This window comes from Streptomyces sp. NPDC001568 (genome assembly GCF_042893755.1).
GTDB lineage: Bacteria > Actinomycetota > Actinomycetes > Streptomycetales > Streptomycetaceae > Streptomyces.
In genome coordinates, this window is the sequence record NZ_JBIAVF010000005.1 from 263,630 (window position 1) to 282,274 (window position 18,645).

Sequence of the window (18,645 nt, forward strand, 5' to 3'; positions counted from 1 at the left end):
CCGGCCCCAGCGGGGCGGCGGGAGCCGGTCCGTAGGGGTCAGGCGGGGAGCTCGTCCACGGTGGCGACGACCGTGCCGAACAGGTCAGTGATGCCGGTCAGGGCGGCGGCCTGGAGCGCGCCGGCGGCCAGCACGGTCCCGTCGGGAGCGGCGAGGGACCGCGTGGCGGTGGTTTCGGCGACGACGGTCGGCCGGTAGCCGAGGTTGAACGCGCCCTGGGCCGTGTAGTTGACGCACATGTGCGTCATGAAGCCGGCGATGACGAGGTCCTTGCCGCTGCCCGGCGCCGCGCCCAGATCGGTGAGGGTCCGCTCCAGTTCGGTCAGGTGGAAGGCGTTGGGGAACTGCTTGACGACCACCGGCTCACCGACCACCGGCGCGACCTCGTCACTGATGGCTCCGATGTGGGCGCGGATGTCGTACGGGGTGCCCTCGCCGCCGTCGTTGAGGACGTGGACGACCGGCGCACCGGCGGCGCGGGCACGTTCCAGCAGACGGGCGCCGGCCGCGAGGGCTTCCTCGACGCCTTCGAGGGCCATGACACCGGTCCGGTAGGTGTTCTGGAAGTCCACCATGATCAGGACGGAAGCGGCGAGCTCGGGCGGCCGGTTGTCCAGGCCGATGACGTCGCGCAGGGTGGTGGAGGGCGTGAGCGTGCTCATGGAGTGCCTTTCAGGGGCTTCAGGGGTTTCGGGAATTCAGGAATGCGGGGCTTCAGGGCGCGGGCATGGCGAAGCGGTGCGCCCGGCCCGGGCGGGGCGTGCGGTGGACGGCGAGGCGTGGAGCGGACGACCCGGCGCGGGTCAGGTCCCCGCCGTGGTGCGGAACCGGCGGCGGTAGGCCGCCGGGGTGGTGGCGAGTTGCCGCCGGAAGGCCCGGTGCAGGGTCTCCGCGGATCCGAGCCCGGCCGCGGCGGCTACGTGCTCGACCGGACTGTCGGTGGTCTCCAGCAGCCGCCGGGCCACCTCGACCCGGGCGGCCTCGACGTACGCGGCGGGACTCGCGCCCGTCTCCTGTTTGAAGACGCGGGCGAGGTGCCGCTCACTGAGGCACATGCGGGCCGCGAGCACTTCCGCCGAGAGGTCCTCGTCGAGGTGGTCGGCGATCCACAGCCGCAGTGCGTCGATGTCCCTACGGGCGGACGCGGGCCGGCTGAGCGGTACGGAGAACTGGCTCTGCCCGCCCTGCCGCTTGAGGTACATCACCAGCTGCCGGGCCACCGCCAACGCGACGTCCTCGCCGAGGTCCTCGGCGACCAGCGCGAGCGAGAGGTCCAGGCAGGCGCTGATCCCGGCGCCCGTCCACAGCCGGCCACGATCGGTCCGGACGAAGATCGGATCCGGGTCGACCGTGACGGCCGGATGCTCGGCGGCGAGTTGGGCGGCCGTCGACCAATGCGTCGTCGCCGTCCTCCCGTCCAGCAGTCCGGCCGCCGCCAGCAGGTGCGCGCCCACGCACACCGACGCCACCCGCCGCGCGTGCGGTGCGGTGTCCTTCACCCAGGCCACCACACCGGGGTCGATGCGGGCCCGGGGGCCGTCGTCGCCCATGTCCACCGCGCCGGGCACGAGCAGGGTGTCGACCTGCCCGCCCACCTCGTCGAAGGCCAGGTCGGCCAGCAACCGCACACCGGCCGACGTCCGGACCTCGCCCGCTGCCGGTCCGGCGAGCCGGACCCGGTAGCCGGCGCGGCCCGCGGTCTCCCGGTTGGCCAGCGCGAAGACCTCGGCGGGGCCGGTGACGTCGAGGAGGTCGACGTCGGGGAAGACCGCGATGACGACGCGGTGGGTGAGGGGCATGGACCCATCCTCGGGGCCGCCACCCGTGACCGCAATGACGGCTTCCTGTCACATTCGGACATCCGGGCAGCCGGATGTGATCCGGGCCCGGAAAACACAGCGGTGCGCGGCCCTTGCGAGGCCGCGCACCGTTCCTCTGCGGGGTGGGGTCAGTAGTCGCCGTGACCGTGACCGTGGCCGCCGTAGCCGCCCCAGTCGTCGTCATCGTCGTCCCAGCCGCTGTTGTACCAGCCGCCGTGGTCGGAGTCTCCGCCGCAGCCGCCACCGGCGAGGTAGCTGACCGAGTGCGACGGGGTTGCCGCCGCGGCCGTACCCGCGGTGCCGATCGCGGCGCCACCGGCCATCAGGAGGCCGGCAGCCGAAATCGCGAACAGGCGCTTCGCTCTCTGTGCATGCATGGGAATACCCTTCCTTCCACCCTCCCACCACGTCTTCGGGGCAGGAACGGTGGCCGCGGCCGCACGTGAAGACGTTGCGGCGCGGATCGTGGCGTTGCCTCCGTACGTCCGCACGTCTGCCCCAGCGACGCGTCCCATGCGACGTACCTCCCCGAGACGGGCACGCGACAGTGCCTCGGTTCCCGTCCATGGACGCGCGGGAACTCCGGCCGCTGGGGGCGTGCCCCGTGGGGGCGGCTCTCACCCCACACACGCTAGTACCGCACGCGCCGCTCGGCACCTCGGGGAGAAAGGGCCGCCCGGGCGCAACTAGGCTGACGCCATGACTGTGCTCGTGTATGAAGACTTCGGTACCGGACGCCACCGTGAGGCCTCCCTCATCCGACACGCCCTGGGCAACGCCCACCCGGAGGAGCTGGTCGCCGGCCTGGCGGGCGGCATCGGATTCATGTACTTCGTCTTCGAGTACGCGGGCCGCAACCCCATCGCCACCATCGTGGCCCAGTCCCACCCCGAGCCCTGGGTCCAGGTCGCCCTCGGCCGCCTGGGCGTTCCGTACGACGCCACGCGCGCGATGAAGCCCCGCTGGGGCCGTGTCCGCGCCGCGCTCGACGAGGGGCAGCCCGCCTTCTGCGTCGTCGACCGGTCCTCCCTGCCCTGGCACGAGGCCGACGCGGACGCCGAGATGACCGGCGCCGACCCGTACACCGTCGTCATCGCCGGATACGACGGCGACGACCTGCTGATCGAGGACGGCGCCGACACCCCGCACCGCATCGACCGCGAGGAGTTCGGAGCCGCCTGGACCGCGCACCGCAAGGGCCGCCACCAGCTGATCGTCCCGACCGGCCCGCCCGAGGGCGAGCCGGACGTCGACGGCGCCATCGCCGCCACCGTGACCCACCTCACCGGGCCGGTCCTGGGCAACCAGTTCGACGTCAACTTCGGCTTCACCGGCATGGAGAAGTTCGCCGCGCAGCTGCGCGACCGGACCACGAGGACCGGCTGGGAGCGCCGCTTCGGCAGCTCCCCGGAAGCCTTCCGCGAGGGCACCGCGCGGCTGTACGCCTGCCTGGAGGAGGAGTGGACCGCGCCGGGCGCCACCCGCCCGCTCTACGCCGATTTCCTCGAACTCGTCGGCCGCGCCGAACCGGCGGAGCTCTTCCGGGAGTCCGCCGGGCACTGGTCCGCCCTGGCGGCCCTCGCCCTCGCCGCCGACCCGGAGGCCGGGGCCGAGGAGCGCCGGGCCCTCTTCGACGCCTGCGCCGAACACGTGGACCGCAGCCTCGAACTGGAAGGACAGGCGGTCGAAGCGCTCCGCAAGTAGCGCCGCCCCCGCTCGTCCCACGCGTCGCGGCCGGCCCACCCGGGTCAGCCGCGACGCGCCCACTCCTCGGCCAGCAGCCGGTAGGAGTCGACCCGCTCCGCGTGCCCGTGGGTGATCGTGGTGATCAGCAGTTCGTCGGCCCCGGTGGCCTCCTGGAGCCGCTCCAGGTGGTCGGCGACCGTCCGCGCCGAACCCACGAACCGCGTGTCCACCCGGTCCGCCACGAGGTCCCGGTCGGCGTCCGTCCACGGCAGCCGTCGCGCCTCCTCCGGCGCCGGATAGCGGATCGCGCCCTCGGCGGTACGGATGCTGCGCACCCAGGGCCCGTAGCCGGCGGCCAGTTCCCGCGCCCGCGCGTCGTCGGGGGCCACCACCACGTCGGCGGACACCGTCAGGTACGGCCGGTCCAGCTCGTCCGAGGGCTTGAAGGCCGCCCGGTAGCCCTCCGCCGCCTCCAACACCGAGGCCGGACTGACGTGGTAGTTCGCCGCGAAGCGCAACCCGTTGCGCCCTGCCGTCTCGGCACTGACGCCGCCGCTGCTGCCCAGGATCCACACCTGTACGTCGGCCCCCTCGCCCGGCACGGCGTGCGCCTCCACGCCCTCCGGGGAGCGGTACTCGCCGCGCAGCAGGGCCAGTACGTCGGCGACCTGCTCGGCATAGTCCTGCGGGTGGGCTCCCGGCAGGTTCAGCAGTCGCTGCTGGAGGGCCACCCGGGGGTGCCCGAGGAGGTGCGCGAAGGAGAACCGGGGCGGGATCAACAGGCCGTTCGACGTCACCCCCTCGAAGGGCGGCGCGGCGTCCGGGGCGGGCTGCGGCGGCCGGCCGGCCGAACGCCCGAGTCCGAGGTCGAGGCGCCCCGGGTGCAGGGCGTCGATCAGGCCGAACTCCTCGACCGTGGACAGGGCGGTGCGGTGCCCCAGTTGGACGGCGCCGGAACCGATCCGGATCCGCGTCGTCGCGGAGGCGGTCAGCGCGAGCAGCACGGCCGGGGAGGTTCCGGCCACCCCGGGGTTGAGGTGGTGCTCGGCGAACCAGTAGCGGGCGTACCCGAACCGTTCCGTCTGCCGCGCGAGGTCGACGCTGCGGTGCAGGGCCTCGGCGGCGCTCGAACCGGAGGTGATCGGGACGAGGTCGAGGACCCCCAGGGGGATGCCGGGCATGGCCTTGCTCCTTACAGGTCGGGGGAAGCGGGGACGGGGGGGACGGGGAGGGGCCTGGTCGTATGGGGAGGGGCCGGATCCGGTGAGGTCGGATCCGGTGAGGTCGGGTCCGGAGACGCCGGATCCGGAAAGGCCGGATCGGGGATCGAGCGGCGCAGTACCGGCGCGACCCGCGCCTGGAACAGTTCGAGTGAGGCCCGGTGCTCCGCGTCCGTGAGCCCGCCGGGTTCGGCCTGGAGGTGCAGCACCGTGTGTCCGAACTCCTCGTGGTAGCGGTGCACCTTCTCGATCACCTGCTGCGGGCTGCCGATCAGGGCGGAACTGCGCTCGATGAAGTCCTCCAGCGTCGGGAAGACGGGCTCCACGCCCTGCGCCCGGTGCGCCGCCAGGTACCGCGCGAACGCCGGCCGGTAGGCGGCCACCGCCCGCTGCGAGGTGGGGGCCGTGTGGAAGCCCGCCGTGCCCGCGCCCACGACCGCGTGCGCCGGATCGTGTCCGTAGTGCTCCCAACGCTCCCGGTAGTGGCGGATCAGCTCGGCGTACGGACCGATCGGGTGCGTGACGTTCGCCGAGAACAGCGGGTCCCCGTGGCGTGCCGCGAGGTCGACCGATTCCCGGCTCGTGGCGCTGCCGTGCCACACCCGCAGCGTGCGCTGGTAGGGACGGGGCAGCACCTCGGCGCCGGTCAGCGCGGGGCGGAACCGGGGACGCGCGGTGACCGCGTCCTCCCGCCAGATCCGCCGGAACAGTTCGTAGCCCTCGGAGTTGCGTTCCCACTGGTCCTCGGGACTCACGTCGAACAGCTCGCGCTGCGCCGTGCCGTTCCCCTTGCCGATCATCAACTCCAGTCGGCCGTCGCTGAGGTGGTCGAGCGTCGCGTAGTCCTCGTACGCCCGCACCGGATCCAGCAGGCTCAGCGTGGTCACCGCCGTGTACAGCCGGATCTCGCGGGTCAGCGCGGCGATGTGGGCGAGCACCACGGGAGGCGACGAGGACAGGAACGGCCGCTCGTGGCGCTCGCCCACCCCGAACCCGTCGAATCCGAGCTCCTCCGCCAGCAGGGCGGCGGAGACGACCTGACGGAACCGCTCGCGGGTGGGGGTCGGGGTCCCCGTCACCGGGTCGGCGGAGTCGGTGATCAGGGTGATGGCCAGGAACTTCACGAGGCGCCGGCCGTCTGCCCGGCTTCGCGCCGCCCGGATTCCCGTCTCGCGTCGGGTACGGAGATGCCCAGGTGGTCGCGCAGGGTGCTGCCCTCGTACGCGGAGCGGAAGACGCCGCGCTCCTGGAGCAGCGGTACGACCGTGTCGGCGAACACGTCCAGGCCGCCGGGGGTGATGTGCGGGACCAGGATGAAACCGTCGGCCGCGTCCTGCTGCACGAGGGAGTTGATCTGCTCGGCGACCGTGGCGGGGGAGCCGACGAACGTCTGGCGGGCGGTGGTCGCGATCACGAGCTCGCGGATCGAGAGGTTCTTCGCCTCGGCGAGCTCCCGCCACTGGCGTGCGGTGGCGAGGGGGTCACGGAACTGCCGCACGCTGGCCCGGCCCAGCGCGATGGTGTTCTCACCGGTCTCCGGGTCGATGTCGGGCAGGGGGCCGTCGGGATCGTAGCCGGACAGGTCCCGGTTCCACACGTGCTCCAGGTACTTGATCGCGGTCTGCCCGCTGACCTGGAGCCGGCGCACCTCGTGGGCGCTCTCGTGGGCCTCGGCATCGGTGTCGCCGAGCACGAAGGTGGCGGCGGGCAGGATCTTCAACTGTTCAGGGGAACGGCCGTACTTGGCCAACCGGCCCTTGACGTCGGCGTAGAACTCCCGTCCCTCGTCCAGGGTCCCGTACCGACCGAAGATCGCGTCGGCGCCGGAGGCCGCGAACTCCCGCCCCTCCTTGGAGTCGCCGGCCTGGAAGACCACGGGGCGGCCCTGCGGGCTGCGCGGGACGTTGAACCGGCCCTCGATGTCGAAGTGCTGCCCCCGGTGGGCGAAGGCCCCCGCGCGGGCGTCCCGCAGGAAGGTGCCCGTCGCCGGATCGGCGGCGATCTCCGAACCGTCCCAGGAGTCGAACAGCTCGATCGCCGTCGACAGGAACTCCCGTGCGCGCGAGTACCGATCCTCGCGCGGCAGGAACCCGCCGCGCCGGAAGTTCTCCCCGGTGAAGGCGTCCCAGGAGGTGACCACGTTCCACGCGGCGCGCCCCTCGGAAAGGTGGTCGAGGGAGGCGAACTGGCGGGCCACCTCGTACGGCTCGTTGAACGTCGAGTTGATCGTCCCGGTCAGTCCGAGCCGCTCGGTGACGGCAGCGAGGGCGGCCAGCACGGTGAAGGTGTCCGGCCGCCCCACGACGTCCAAGTCGTATATCTCTCCGCCCTGTTCCCGCAGTCGTAGTCCCTCGGCGAGGAAGAGGAAGTCGAACTTGGCGCGCTCGGCGGTCCGGGCGAAGTGGACGAACGAGTCGAAGTCGATGTGGCTGCCCGCCGCCGGGTCGCTCCAGACGGTGGTGTTGTTGACACCGGGGAAGTGGGCCGCGAGGTGGATCTGCTTGAGCGGCTTGGTGCTCATGGTTCGTCCTTCCGGATCGATCGCGTCAGGCGGCGGGGCCGGGCCGGACGGCCGACGACGGCGTGGCGTAGCGGTTGGCCGGGTGCCGGTCCAGGCCGAGCAGCCCGCGCAGGGTGTCCGCCCCGTACGCGGTGCGGAAGAGGCCGCGCCGCTGGAGTTCGGGCACCAGCCCCCGCGTGATGGCGGGCAGGTCGTGGGCGATGACGGCCGGGTGGAGCCGGAAGCCCGACAGGCCCGCCGCCCGCCGTTCCTCCAGCAGGTCGGCCAGGGCGCCGGGACTCCCGACGAACACCTCGGCGTCGCCGCCGTACGGACCGCCCGCGAGCGCGTCGAGACGTGCCCGGCGGCCGGCCGCCGCGGGACCGTCCTCGTCCAGGAACACGATCAGTTCACCGAACAGGTGCAAGGGCTCGTCGCCGCGCCCTGCCGACTTGCGCGCCCGCCGCACTCCTTCCACGGCGGCCGCGGACTCCCCGAAGCCGTGCGCGGCCAGGTAAGCGATGTCCGCGGACCGGGCCACGAGACGGTAGGCGGCATCGGCGCCCGCGTCTCCCGGTGCCACGATCGCGCTCACCACGGGCTGGCCCTGCGGTGGGCGCGGGGTGATCGAGGGGCCCCGGACACGGAAGTGCCGCCCCTCGAAGTCGATGTGGTGCAGCTTGGCGCGGTCCACGAAGCGACCGGTGGCCACGTCACGGATCTCCGCGTCGTCCTCCCAGCTGTCCCACAGCCGCCGGACGACCTCCACGTGGTCGGCGGCCTCCTCGTACAGCTCCACCGCGGACAACGGCGTCGCGCGCCGGCCGAAGTGCCGCTCCTCGTGGGGCAGCCCCGACACCTGGACGTGCACACCCGCCCGGCCCCGGCTGACGTGGTCGAGGGTGGCGACGGCCTTGGAGACGTGGAACGGCTCGGTGTGGGTGGCCGTGACGGTCGGCACCAGGCCCAGGTGCCGCGTCAGCGGGGCGACGCGGGCCGCGGTCAGCACGGCGTCGAGCCGCCCGCGGACCCGGTCCGTACGCCCGTCCGGGCCGTCGGGCGCGGAGGATTGGAGCGCGAGCCCGTCCTCGAAGGTGACGAAGTCCAGCAGCCCGGCCTCGGCCTCGGCGACCGCCTCGGCCCAGTACCGGGCCGTGAAGAGGGCCTCCGGCCGCGCCCCCGGCTCGCGCCAGGCGGCGGGATGCCGGCCGGCGCCGTCGAGGGCGACGGCGAGGTGAAGGGGTCCGGAGGCGGTGGGAACGGAACGTGACGGGAATGCGGACACGTCGGCAAGCGCCTTCCTGATCGTCGTGCGGGAATGGAAGGTTCGGGGTCGCGAATTCGGCCCGTCGGCAGCTTCTCCCAAAACGCTACGACCGATGGAGGGCGCATGCAATTACCGCTTTGTGAAAAGAATTTGGCGGCGGTGTAACACTCCGTCCGGTCCGACCGCGAACGCCCGGAGCGACCCGCACGCCACGAACGCCCCGTGCGCTCTCAGGAGTTCGTCGTGGGAAGTCCGGGCGGGTTGACCTCCGAAGCGGGCACCGCCTCGTTCGACAGGTTCCACGTCGTGAGGAGCTGCGCGTACTGGCCGTTCTTGATGAGGTGGTTGATGGTCTCCGCCACCGGCGCGGCCAACCCGCTGTCCTTCTTCGCCGTCGCGGCGATCAGACCCTGGAGGGAATCGCCGGCCCCGGAGAACGAACCCGCGTTGCGCGTCGGGGCGTTGGTGCTCGCGGTCTGGGTGATGTGGTAGGAGATCGAGGGGTTCGGCCCGAAGTACAGATCGATCTTCTTGCCGCTCAGTGCCAGGTTCAGGCTGTTGGAGTCGGGAAAGTACTTGACCGTGAAGTCCTTGCCCTCGGAGCGGAGCTTGTTCTGCCACTCCAGCAGGATCTTCTCCTGGTTGGTGCCCGAGCTCACCGCCACGGTCTTGCCCGCGAGGTTGCGGTGGTCGCCGCCGAAGGTCCAGGTGTTCTCCTTCAACGCCTCGAAGGCCAGGTTGTCCTGCCGGTACGAGGCGAACTCGTACTTCTTCTTGCGTTCCTCGGTGACCGTGACGTTCGTGAAGGCCACGTCGACCTTCCCGCTGTCGATGCCGACGAAGAGGTTCTCCCAGGTGGAGTTCTTCACCACCGGCTTCAGCCCCAACGTCGAGGCGACCAGCCGGCCGAGGTCCGGTTCCGCGCCCGTGAACGTCTTCTGGTCGGTGCCGACGTAGGCGAGCGGGGGGAAGCCGGCGGGGAGGGCCCCGACCCCGATGACCAGCTCGCCGCGGTCGCGCACGGCCTGCGGAAGCCGCGCCCGCAGGGCCTCGACGACCGGTGCGGACAGTTCCGCCGGCTGGGCCGCGCCGTTGGCGACGGCGCCGATGGTGACCTTGCCCGGCGTCGCGCCGGTGGCCTCCGCCTCACCGCCGCACGCGGTGAGTCCACCGGCCAGGGCCGCGGTGACGGCGGCCGTGCCGAGACCGCGGACGAGTCTGCTGCGCAGGACGGAGTGGCGTCGCATGATGATCCTTTTCGCGTTCGAGTGTTCGAATGTTCGGTGGGGCGGAGGAGGGTCAGGAGGGTGGGCGTGAGTGGTGTCGGGAGCGGGAGCTCAGAGCACCTTGCTGAGGAACTCCCGGGTCCGCGGGTGCGCGGGCCGGTCCAGAACCCTTGCGGGCGGGCCCTGTTCGACGACGCGCCCCTCGTGGAGGAAGACGACCTCGTCGGCCACCTCGCGGGCGAACCCGATCTCGTGCGTCACGATCACGAGGGTCGTGCCGCCGGTGGCCAGGTCCTTGATGACCGACAGGACTTCGCCCACCAGCTCGGGGTCGAGCGCGGAGGTGGGTTCGTCGAAGAGGATGACGCCGGGCCGCAGGGCCAGGGCCCGGGCGATGGCGACCCGTTGCTGTTGCCCGCCGGACAGCTGCCGGGGGTAGGCGCCGGTCCGGTCCCCGAGCCCGACGCGCTCCAGGAGCTCGCGCGCCTGCGCCCGGGCCTGCGGCCGACGCAACCTGCCCGTGGCGACCGGGGCGGCGGCGACGTTGTCCAGCACGGTCAGGTGCGGGAAGAGGTTGAAGTTCTGGAACACGAAGCCGATCCGGCTGCGCTGCGCCAGGATCGCCCGCTTGCGCAGCTCCTTGAGCCGGCTCCCGTGTCGCTCCACCCCGATCAGCTCGCCACCGACGCTGACGTGCCCGGACTCGGGCTTCTCCAGGTGGTTCAGGACCCGCAGCAGGGTGGACTTGCCGGAGCCGGACCGGCCCAGCACCACGGTGACGGTGCCCGGGGCGATGGTCAGGTCCACCCCGTCCAGGACCCGTCGGCCGCCGAACGACTTGTGCACGCCGCGCACCTCGATCGCCGGGGGCCGTTCGGTGGGGTCGATGCCGCGGACGCTCATCGGTCCGTCTCCTTCCGCATGCGGGTCCTCAGCTCCGACAGGCCCGCGCGGGCCCGTTGGATGGGCGTGGGCGGGATGGTGCGCAACGCCCCTCGGGCGTAGTACCGCTCCACGTAGAACTGCACGACGGAGACCAGGCTGGTGAGGACGACGTACCAGACCGTCGCCACGAGCAGCAGCGGCACCACGTCCCCCGGGTAGGTGCTGGACAGGCTCTGCACCGAGCCGAACAGGTCGAGCAGCGACACGTAGAACACCAGCGAGGTGGCCTTGAGCAGACCGATCAGCTGGTTGACGTACGAGGGCACGATCGAGCGGAGGGCCTGCGGGAACACGATCCGGGCGAACTGGTAGCGCCCGGGCAGGCCCAGCGCCGCCGCAGCCTCGTGCTGGCCCTGATCGACGGAGAGGACTCCGGCCCGGACGATCTCCGCCGCGTACGCGGCTTCGCACAGGCTGAGGCCGACCACGGCGACGACGAGGTCGGTGGCGAGCCGCGACTCGTCGAAGGTGAAGAAGGCGGGCCCGAAGGGCACCCCGACGCTCAGGGTGGGATAGAGGGCGCTGAGGTTGTAGAGGAAGAGCAGGACGACGATCAGCGGCACCGACCGGAACAGCCAGATGTACGCCCAACTCACCGATCGCAGCACCGGATTGTCCGAGAGCCGACCGAGGGCGAGCAGGACGCCCCCGGCCAGGCCGAGGACCGCGCTGTACGCCGCCACCTGAAGGGTGATGAGCAGCCCGTCGAGGATGACGGGGCGCAGGAACCAGTAGGCGAAGCGGTCCCATTGGTAGAAGGGGTTGGCGACCAGCCCGTGCCCGGCCTGGGCGACCAGCACCAGGACGACGACGGCGGTGACCCACCGTCCGGGTCGACGCAGCGGGAGGACCCGCTCGGCCGGCTCCGCAGGACCGGAGGAGCCCGAGGGTGGTGCGGGGAGGAGCAGTGATTCGGTCAAGGACTCTCCAGCAGCTTCGACGGGCGAGAAATCGAAAAGCAGCCGTCATGCCGGACGGGAGAGGCCGCTGATGTCGCTATCTGCGGCGTAAGCTAGGCGGCCCCGAGAAGGGGTGTCAATGGCCTTGGATATCGGCCCGCGGGTAATGGTGTCGCAATTTCATCCGCCGTACACATAAAGCGTGTTGGTGAAATGAAACGGCCGTCCGATCGCATCGTTCGCGCCGGCCGCGCACCGGCGGTCGGCCGGAGCGGGCACCCGGCCCGCACGCATCAGCGGGCCGCGCGGGGGCACACGCGGGGACATGAGGAAACGCAAGCGGATCTCGTTGGAGGAAATCGGTGCGCGGCTCGGGCCGACGCTGCCCGCGTTCCAAGGAGCGGTGCTCGCCTCGGTCCTGCGCAACCGCGGGCCCGTCCCCAGGACCGGGCCGGCCGGCCGGAGGTCGGCATGATGTCCGGCTGGGTCCACGTGGCGGTGATGGCGGCGGCCCTCCTCGTCCTGGCCTTCAACCTGTCGAAGGGCCGCCGCTAGGCCCAGGGCCGTCCGGGCCGCCGTGCCGGAGCCTGGTCCGGTCGGGCGTTCCGGCCGATCAGGCGTCGAGGACGAGGTCCGTGGTCGGGACCGACTGGCAGGTCAGGACGTCGGTGTCGGGAAGGTCGTCGGACGGCGTGACCAGGTGTGCGGCGGTGCCCGCGAGGACGGTGCGGGCGCAGCTCTCGCACTGGCCGACGCGGCAGCCCGACGGCATGCTCACCCCGGCCGCCTCGCCGAGGCCGAGGAGAGGGCCGTCGCCCTTCTTCCAGCGGGCCGTGCGCCCGCTGCGGGCGAAGGTGACGGTGAACTCCGCGCCGTCGGGCAGGGAGACCGGCTGCCGGGCCGGCCTGAAGGTCTCGCTGAAGATCTCGAAGCGGGGTACCCCGCGGCGCCGGAGCCCCCCGGTGACGGAGGCGAGCATCGGGGTCGGTCCGCAGAGGTAGAAGCGGGCCCGCCGGTCCAGCAGGTCGGGGGCCACGTCGTCGGCGTCGACGAACCCCGTACGGTCGTGGTCGACGCCCATCACGTCGCCGGGCAGCGGGTGCGCGTAGTGGTCGATGACGGTGAGCTGCGGCAGTCGGGCTTCGAGCGCGCGGATCCTGTCGCGGAAGTGGTGGTCCCGGGAGTCCCGGCTGCCGTGGTGCAGGACCACCTCCCGCGCCGTGCCACCGGTCGCGGCCAGGGTTTCGAGGTAGCCGAGGAACGGCGTGATGCCGATGCCGCCCGCGATCAGCACCACCGGGTGGCGGGTGTCCACGGGTACGGCGAACACCCCCTGGGGGCTGGTCAGTTCCAGCCGGTCACCCGGCTCCAGCGCGTGGACCAACGGGGAGAGGGCGCCGCCCGGTACGTGGCGCACGGCCAGCCGGTAGGCGGTCCGCCCCGGTTCGAGCGCGGGTCCGATGAGGGAGTAACTGCGGGCCGGGCCGTTCCCGTCGGCCCGCACGGTCAGGTGCTGGCCGGGCCGGTGGTCGGGCAGCGGCCCGCCGTCGACGGGCTCCAGCCGCAGGCTCCGTACGCCCTCACCGGCTTCCCCGAGCCCGGTGACCGTGAACGAACGGGTGCCGGCCCAGGTGCCGTCGACCGGGGCGGGGCGGATCTCGCAGACCGCCGAGCGCAGCGGGACCGAACCGCTGAGCGGGTCGCTGACGCTGTGGTCGACCAGGCGGTTGAAGTTGTGCCCGGCGGGGTCCGTCGCGCAGCCGCCGGGCAGTGCCAGGTCGGTGGCCTCCTGCCACCATCCGTACTCGCCGACCACGACGCCCGGGTGGAGGGAGGCGTCGAAGCGGGCCCGCAGGCGGATGGAGCCGAGCCGGGTGGACAGCTCCACCCACTGGCCCTCCGCGATGCCGCGCGCGGCCGCCGTCCGCGGATGGAGGTCCACGGCCGGGTCGGGGGCGCGCCGCCGCAGGGAGCTGACGGAGCGGTGCTGGCTGTGCACGAAGTAGCCGTGCTTCGCGCAGGTCAGCACCAGCGGGAAGGACTCGTCCGGGGCCGCCGGCTCCCGGTGCTCGGGCACGGGCGGGTAACCGTGCTCCAGCAGCCGCTCGGAGTAGAACTCGACGCGCCGCGTCGGCGTTGCGAACCCGGTCACGACGCCGTCGTCCGCGCCGCCGCTCCCGACGGGAGAGGCGTACGTGCGAAAGCTCCGTTCCCGGGGGACTCGTACGCCGCCCGGCTGCTCCCGCAGGCCGGCCGCGGTCAGCCCCAGCGGCTCCAACTGCCAGTTCCAGGCGGCTTCGACGTCCCCGTCGAAGAAGTCCCCGCCCAGTCCGAGACGGCCCGCCAGCGCGAACACGACCTCCGTGTCGGACCGGGAGTCGCCCTGCGGCTCGACCAGCTTCGGCCGCAACTGCACCTGCTCCTGGGCCCGGTGGTCGATCTCGAAGCCGAAGCGCAGGGCCTCGTGCTCGTAGGCGCTGTTGACGGGCAGCACGATGTCGGCGCTCGCTCCGGTCGGGTTGTGGAACAGGTCCAGGTGGACCTGGAAGTCCAGGGAGCGCAGGGCGGCGGCCGTACGGTCGGAGTCGGGCTGGGAGACGACCAGGTTCGAACCGAAGCCGATCAGGGCGCGCACCCGGTACGGCCGACCCGTCTCGATCGCGGTGCACAGGTCGCCGGCGTTGACGTATCCGGAGGCGGGCGGCCCCAACGGGTGCTTGTCCAGGCCGAGCGCCTTGGCGCGCTGCGCCGGCTCGAACTGCGCGACGGACGTCGCCGGGCGGTACGGGGGCGGGGGAACGACGTGGTTGCCGCCGCGCGTGTCGTAGGAGCCGGTCAGGGCGTACAGCGTGGCCAGGGCGCGCTCGGTCTGGGAGGCGTTGGCGCTCTGCCCGACCCCCGTCCAGCCGTAGTACGCGACCGACCGCGCGGCGGCGATCCGCCCGGCCAGCGCCCGGATCCGCCGCTCGGGCACCCAGGTGGCCGCCGCGACCCGCCGCGGGGTCCACGGGGCGCAGGCCCGCGCGTAGTGCTCGAAGGCGGGGGCGCAGTCCACCGTGCCGGTCCGGGTGCGGACCCGGTGCGCGCCGCGCAGGGCGAAGCGCTCGGGCCGGACGGCGCCGCGCGCCGTGTCGTACGGCCGCGGGCACCCCTCGGCCCCGTCCCACACGACGAACGCCTCCCCGGTGACGCCGCCGTCCGGGAGGTCGGTCGCACGCAGGAAGCGGCCGGTGTCGGCCCGGACGAGCAGGGGCGCGTTCGTCCAGGCGCGGACGAACGCCTCGTCGTAGCCGCCCGTGGTGATGAGGAGGCGGGCCAGACCCAGGGCGAGCGCGGCGTCGCTTCCGGGGCGAACGCGCAGCCAGTGGTCGGCGCCGAGGGCGCTGGTGGAGCGGCGCGGGTCGATGACGGCCAGTTCCATGCCGCGGGCGTGGGCGGCGGAGAGCGCGGCGGACTGCGACAGCCAGGTCTTGGCCGGGTTGAAGCCCCACAACAGGACGAGGTCGGCGTGCGCGTAGTCGGGCGGAGGGAGCGGGGAGCCGAAGGTGAAGGCGTGCGCGAAGTCCTTGTGCCAGTTGCAGATCTCCGCGCTGTACACGGTGTTCGGGCTGCCGAACCGGCGCACGAACCGCTCGATCCACTCGGTGGCGTCCGAGACGGAGGTGCCCGACGGCGTCGCGACGCCGAACGCCACGGCCTCCGGCCCGTCCTCGGCCGCGATCGCGGAGACCCTCGCGGTGATCTCGTCCAGGGCCTCGTCCCAGGAGATGGCCTCCCAGCCGGGGTCCGGATCCGTCTTGGGCCGGGTGCGGCGCAGCGGCGTGGTGAGCCGGCCCGCGCCGTGCGCGATCTCGGGCGCCGAGCGCCCCTTGGGGCACATCGCCGATCCCGTCGGGTGGTCCGGATCCGGCCGGACCCCCGTGATCCGGCCGTCCTCGACGGTGAAGACCGCCCCGCACCGCGACTTGCACAGCGTGCAGAACCCGCGCTTCTCCTCGACCCTCGCCATGATCCGGTACCTCCGAACGGGGACGGCGGTCCTGTGGGCCCGTCCCTTCCATGGGACACCCGCCCGTCCGCCCTTTCCAGCGGCCGAAGGCCCTCGCCCCGCGGGTCCTACGGCCCGGTCGGGGCCGCCGGGCCCGCGGTCGTCGTCAGCTCCCGCCGACGAAGTCCCAGGCCTCGATGTCCCGGTAGTGGATCGGTCCCGGGCCGCGGCCGATGTTGCTGCCGACCAGGTGCAGGCGCGCGGCGGGCCAGGCGCGGCCGGTGAAGCCGGCGAGTGCTGCGGCGGCCTCCACCGCGAAGGAGGACTGGGTCCGGCGGGCGCGGGCCAATGTCAGGTGCGGGCGCAGCGGCCGGTCCTCGAAGGGGATCCCGCACTCCTTGACCACGGCCCGCACCTCGCTCGCGAGCAGGTGCAGGCCTTCGAGGTCCCCGTCGATCCCGCTCCACAGCACCCGGTCGTCGAAGTGGCCGGCGCCGCGCAGCGCCAGCCGTACGGGGGCTCGCCGCGCGGCGAGCTCCGCGAGCGGCGGGCGCAGCAGGGGGACGGTGGAGACCGGGAGCTCCCCGAGGAACGCGAGGGTGACGTGCCAGTCCTCGATGCGGTTCCAGCGCACGCGCGGGTACGCCTCGTAGGCGGGCCGCAGTGCCCGCGCGAGCGCGTCCTTCGCGTCGTCGGGCGGGGCGAGCGCGATGAATATCCGAACGGTGGCGGGCTGGGTCTGTGCGTTCACATTGCACTTCGTACCGTGCGAGGGCCCGCCGCGTCATCTTCGGCCCCGTACCGGGCGCCGGGCGCCGACCGCCGGCACCCGCTCATCCGGCATCCTTGCGGGCGCGGAAGGCAGCGGCCTTCGTACGGTTCTGGCAGGCGGTCGAACAGAACTGACGGGTGCCGTTGCGGGAGGTGTCGACGTACACGCGGTCGCAGCGGTCGGCCCGGCACACGCCGAGCCGCCCGGCCAGGCCGCCGCCCACGGCCAGCGCGAGCGCGGTGGCGCAACTGGCGCTGCTCCCGGCCGCGAACGAGTCGCCGGCGCCGTGGAAGTGCACCTGCCAGGGTTCGTCCTCGCCCCGATCCAGCCGGGGCCGGGCGCCGGTGTCGCGCAGGAGGGCGTTCACGGTCGCGGCCGCGTCGTCCAGTCGGTCGTCCTGTACGGCGCGGAAGACCTCCCGCATCCTGGTCGCCGCGCCGAGGAGGTACTGCGCCTGCGCGTCATCGATGTCGCGGGGCAGGGACGCGGCGGTGTGGGACACCGCCGCGTCGACGGCGCCGGGCAGCGCCTCCCCGCGGGGCGCGGCGTAGGGGCGGCCGTGCGCCTCCCCGTCGGTCAACGTGTTCACGAGCGATACGGCCTGCTCCAGCAGAACGCCGACGTGACTGTCGAACATCACTTGACCAGTCACTCCTTCCGTGGCTAGCGTGGGTGACTGACAATAATCGATTCGACAGTCACGTGAGGGGTGGTCGTGCTGCCGCGGACCGTATGGCTGCTGGTGGGAGCCCGGGCGATCAACCGGCTCGGCGCCTTCTCCCTGCCCTTCCTGACCGTCCTGATCAGCACCGAATTCGGCGCGAGCACCACGACGGCCGGCGTGCTCTCGGCCGCCTTCGGCCTCGCGACGATCCCCTCCCGGCTCGCCGGCGGCCGCCTCGCGGTCCGGCTCGGACGCCGCCGCACCATGGTGCTCGGGCTCGCCGGATGCGCCCTCGCCCAACTGGGCATCGCCGCCGCCCCTTCACTCGCCGCGGTGGCGCTGTTCGCGGTCCTGCTGGGACTGGCCTTCGAACTGTACGAGCCGCCCAGCCAGGGGATGATCGCCGACGCGGTCGGCCCCGCCGACCGGGTGCGCGCGTACGGCCTGCTCAACACCGCGCTCGCCATCGGCGGGACGGGAGCCGGCCTGATCGCGGCGGGCCTCGGCCGGTGGGACCTGCGCCTGCTGTTCGTCGTCGATGCGCTGACCTGCCTCGTCTGCGCCCTGGTGCTCCAACTGGTCCTGCCCGCCGACCACCTCCGACCGAAGGCGCCGGTCGCCCCGGGCCGCCACCGGGACGGTGCGAGTCCTTGGCGGGACCGGGCGCTGTGCGCCATGTTCGGGGCCGGCACCGTCTTCGCCCTCGTCACCATGCAGATCATGATCGCGCTGCCGCTCAGCCTGGACCGACGGGGCCTGGAACCCGCCGACGCCGGGCTGCTGTTCACCGCCTCGGCCGTGACCGTCGTGGCGGCGCAGCCCGCCCTGCGGCTGCGCCGCCTCGCCGGCCTCCCCGACTCCGCGGCCCTGGCCCTGGGCTACGTCCTGATGGCGGTCGGCCTGGCCGGGTACGCCGTCGCGCACACGCTCCCCGCGTTCACCGCCGCCACCGTGCTGTGGAGCCTGGGCGACGTGCTCCTGCTGGGCCGGGCCCTGGGCGTGGTGGCGGAACTGGCCCCGCCCGGCGCCGTCGACCGCTACCTCGCCGCGTACGGCGTCAGCTGGGGCATCGCCACGGTCGCGGCCCCGGTCACCTCCACCCAGGCGCTCGAACACGCCGGAGTGACCCTGCTGTGGGCCGCCACCGCGGTCCTCTGCCTCGCCCTCGCGGCCGCCCAACTGGTGATCGTCGACCCCCTCATCGGACGTACGCGGCTTTCACGGGCGGCCCGCCCCGATCACCATCCGCAGGCCGCGCGGCCGGTCAGTCCGACGTGAACAGTTCCTGCCGCACGCCGTCCAGAACGAACCCGTTGTCGAAGCGCACGCGGACCGTGACGAGGGGCCCGCGCCGCTGATGGGCGATCCACTCGGGCTCCAGGTCGGCGATCTGCTCCTCCAGTCGCCGCTTGCTCTCCGTGGGCATGTCGCGCCCGAAGGAGTCGAGGAGCGAGGTGAGGCGCCGGTACTCGCGCACGCCCGCGCCCTCGTCCAGGTGCTCGACCACCTCCTCGACGGTGCCCTCGGTCCCCGCCGCGAGCAGCAGGGACCCGGCGAAGGCGCCCGGCGGCGTCGGGGAGTCGTCCGTCGGCGCGAGCGAATCGATCAGCGTCGTGTCGTCCGCCAGTCGTACCCGCCGGCCTTCTGTCAGGGTCATC

16 protein-coding genes are annotated in these 18,645 nt (G+C 72.9%); 2 read left to right on the forward strand and 14 right to left on the reverse strand.

Annotation, left to right across the window (positions count from 1 at the left end):
- Positions 1-38: 38 nt before the first annotated feature.
- From ACFY0I_RS11580 to ACFY0I_RS11590, 3 genes are all read right to left on the reverse strand, one after another.
- Positions 39-662, reverse strand: a complete 624-nt coding sequence (locus ACFY0I_RS11580) for a cysteine hydrolase family protein (protein WP_388893262.1) — start codon at positions 660-662, stop codon at positions 39-41.
- Positions 663-803: 141 nt separating this feature from the next.
- Positions 804-1,799, reverse strand: coding sequence for a GlxA family transcriptional regulator (locus ACFY0I_RS11585; protein ID WP_388893264.1), 996 nt, complete (start codon positions 1,797-1,799; stop codon positions 804-806).
- 149 nt (positions 1,800-1,948) lie between these two features.
- On the reverse strand, positions 1,949-2,197 hold the full coding sequence (locus ACFY0I_RS11590; protein WP_388893266.1) for a hypothetical protein: 249 nt from the start codon (positions 2,195-2,197) through the stop codon (positions 1,949-1,951).
- A 322-nt stretch (positions 2,198-2,519) separates the two neighbouring features.
- Here ACFY0I_RS11590 and ACFY0I_RS11595 point away from each other — a divergent pair, with 322 nt between their 5' ends.
- Positions 2,520-3,524 (forward strand): BtrH N-terminal domain-containing protein, encoded by a 1,005-nt coding sequence (locus tag ACFY0I_RS11595; protein WP_388893268.1) that lies wholly within the window; start codon positions 2,520-2,522, stop codon positions 3,522-3,524.
- Between the two features lie 44 nt (positions 3,525-3,568).
- On the opposite strand, the gene ACFY0I_RS11600 is transcribed toward ACFY0I_RS11595, so the two are convergent.
- The 10 genes from ACFY0I_RS11600 to ACFY0I_RS11645 all read right to left on the reverse strand — a co-directional run bounded on the left by ACFY0I_RS11600 (position 3,569) and on the right by ACFY0I_RS11645 (position 16,960).
- The gene (locus tag ACFY0I_RS11600) at positions 3,569-4,687 is read right to left on the reverse strand and encodes an LLM class flavin-dependent oxidoreductase (RefSeq protein ID WP_388893270.1); all 1,119 of its coding nucleotides are present in this window, start codon (positions 4,685-4,687) and stop codon (positions 3,569-3,571) included.
- 11 nt (positions 4,688-4,698) lie between these two features.
- Positions 4,699-5,850, reverse strand: coding sequence for an LLM class flavin-dependent oxidoreductase (locus ACFY0I_RS11605; RefSeq protein WP_388893272.1), 1,152 nt, complete (start codon positions 5,848-5,850; stop codon positions 4,699-4,701).
- Positions 5,847-7,247, reverse strand: coding sequence for an NtaA/DmoA family FMN-dependent monooxygenase (locus tag ACFY0I_RS11610; protein ID WP_388893274.1), 1,401 nt, complete (start codon positions 7,245-7,247; stop codon positions 5,847-5,849). Before ACFY0I_RS11610 ends, ACFY0I_RS11605 begins: the two co-directional genes overlap by 4 nt.
- A 25-nt stretch (positions 7,248-7,272) precedes the next feature.
- Positions 7,273-8,511 (reverse strand): LLM class flavin-dependent oxidoreductase, encoded by a 1,239-nt coding sequence (locus ACFY0I_RS11615; protein WP_388893276.1) that lies wholly within the window; start codon positions 8,509-8,511, stop codon positions 7,273-7,275.
- Between the two features lie 212 nt (positions 8,512-8,723).
- The gene (locus ACFY0I_RS11620; protein ID WP_388893278.1) at positions 8,724-9,740 is read right to left on the reverse strand and encodes a transporter substrate-binding domain-containing protein; all 1,017 of its coding nucleotides are present in this window, start codon (positions 9,738-9,740) and stop codon (positions 8,724-8,726) included.
- 90 nt (positions 9,741-9,830) lie between these two features.
- The gene (locus ACFY0I_RS11625; protein ID WP_388893280.1) at positions 9,831-10,622 is read right to left on the reverse strand and encodes an amino acid ABC transporter ATP-binding protein; all 792 of its coding nucleotides are present in this window, start codon (positions 10,620-10,622) and stop codon (positions 9,831-9,833) included.
- On the reverse strand, positions 10,619-11,584 hold the full coding sequence (locus ACFY0I_RS11630; RefSeq protein ID WP_388893282.1) for an amino acid ABC transporter permease: 966 nt from the start codon (positions 11,582-11,584) through the stop codon (positions 10,619-10,621). Before ACFY0I_RS11630 ends, ACFY0I_RS11625 begins: the two co-directional genes overlap by 4 nt.
- Positions 11,585-12,176: 592 nt before the next feature.
- Positions 12,177-15,572: a molybdopterin-dependent oxidoreductase gene (locus ACFY0I_RS11635; RefSeq protein ID WP_388893284.1), complete on the reverse strand. Its 3,396-nt coding sequence runs from the start codon at positions 15,570-15,572 to the stop codon at positions 12,177-12,179.
- Positions 15,573-15,717: 145 nt separating this feature from the next.
- Entirely contained in the window at positions 15,718-16,302 is a 585-nt protein-coding gene (gene thpR / locus ACFY0I_RS11640) for an RNA 2',3'-cyclic phosphodiesterase (RefSeq protein WP_388893286.1), read from the reverse strand.
- 82 nt (positions 16,303-16,384) lie between these two features.
- Entirely contained in the window at positions 16,385-16,960 is a 576-nt protein-coding gene (locus ACFY0I_RS11645) for a CGNR zinc finger domain-containing protein (protein ID WP_388893288.1), read from the reverse strand.
- A gap of 78 nt (positions 16,961-17,038) precedes the next feature.
- On the opposite strand from ACFY0I_RS11645, the gene ACFY0I_RS11650 reads away from it, so the two are divergent.
- On the forward strand, positions 17,039-18,265 hold the full coding sequence (locus tag ACFY0I_RS11650) for an MFS transporter (protein ID WP_388893290.1): 1,227 nt from the start codon (positions 17,039-17,041) through the stop codon (positions 18,263-18,265).
- Here ACFY0I_RS11650 and ACFY0I_RS11655 read toward each other — a convergent pair.
- Positions 18,252-18,644 carry a hypothetical protein gene (locus ACFY0I_RS11655; RefSeq protein WP_388893292.1) on the reverse strand — a complete coding sequence of 131 codons (393 nt, stop codon included), beginning with the start codon at positions 18,642-18,644 and terminating at the stop codon, positions 18,252-18,254. The two genes, ACFY0I_RS11650 and ACFY0I_RS11655, sit on opposite strands and share 14 nt — an antisense overlap.
- Between the last annotated feature and the right edge of the window lies 1 nt (position 18,645).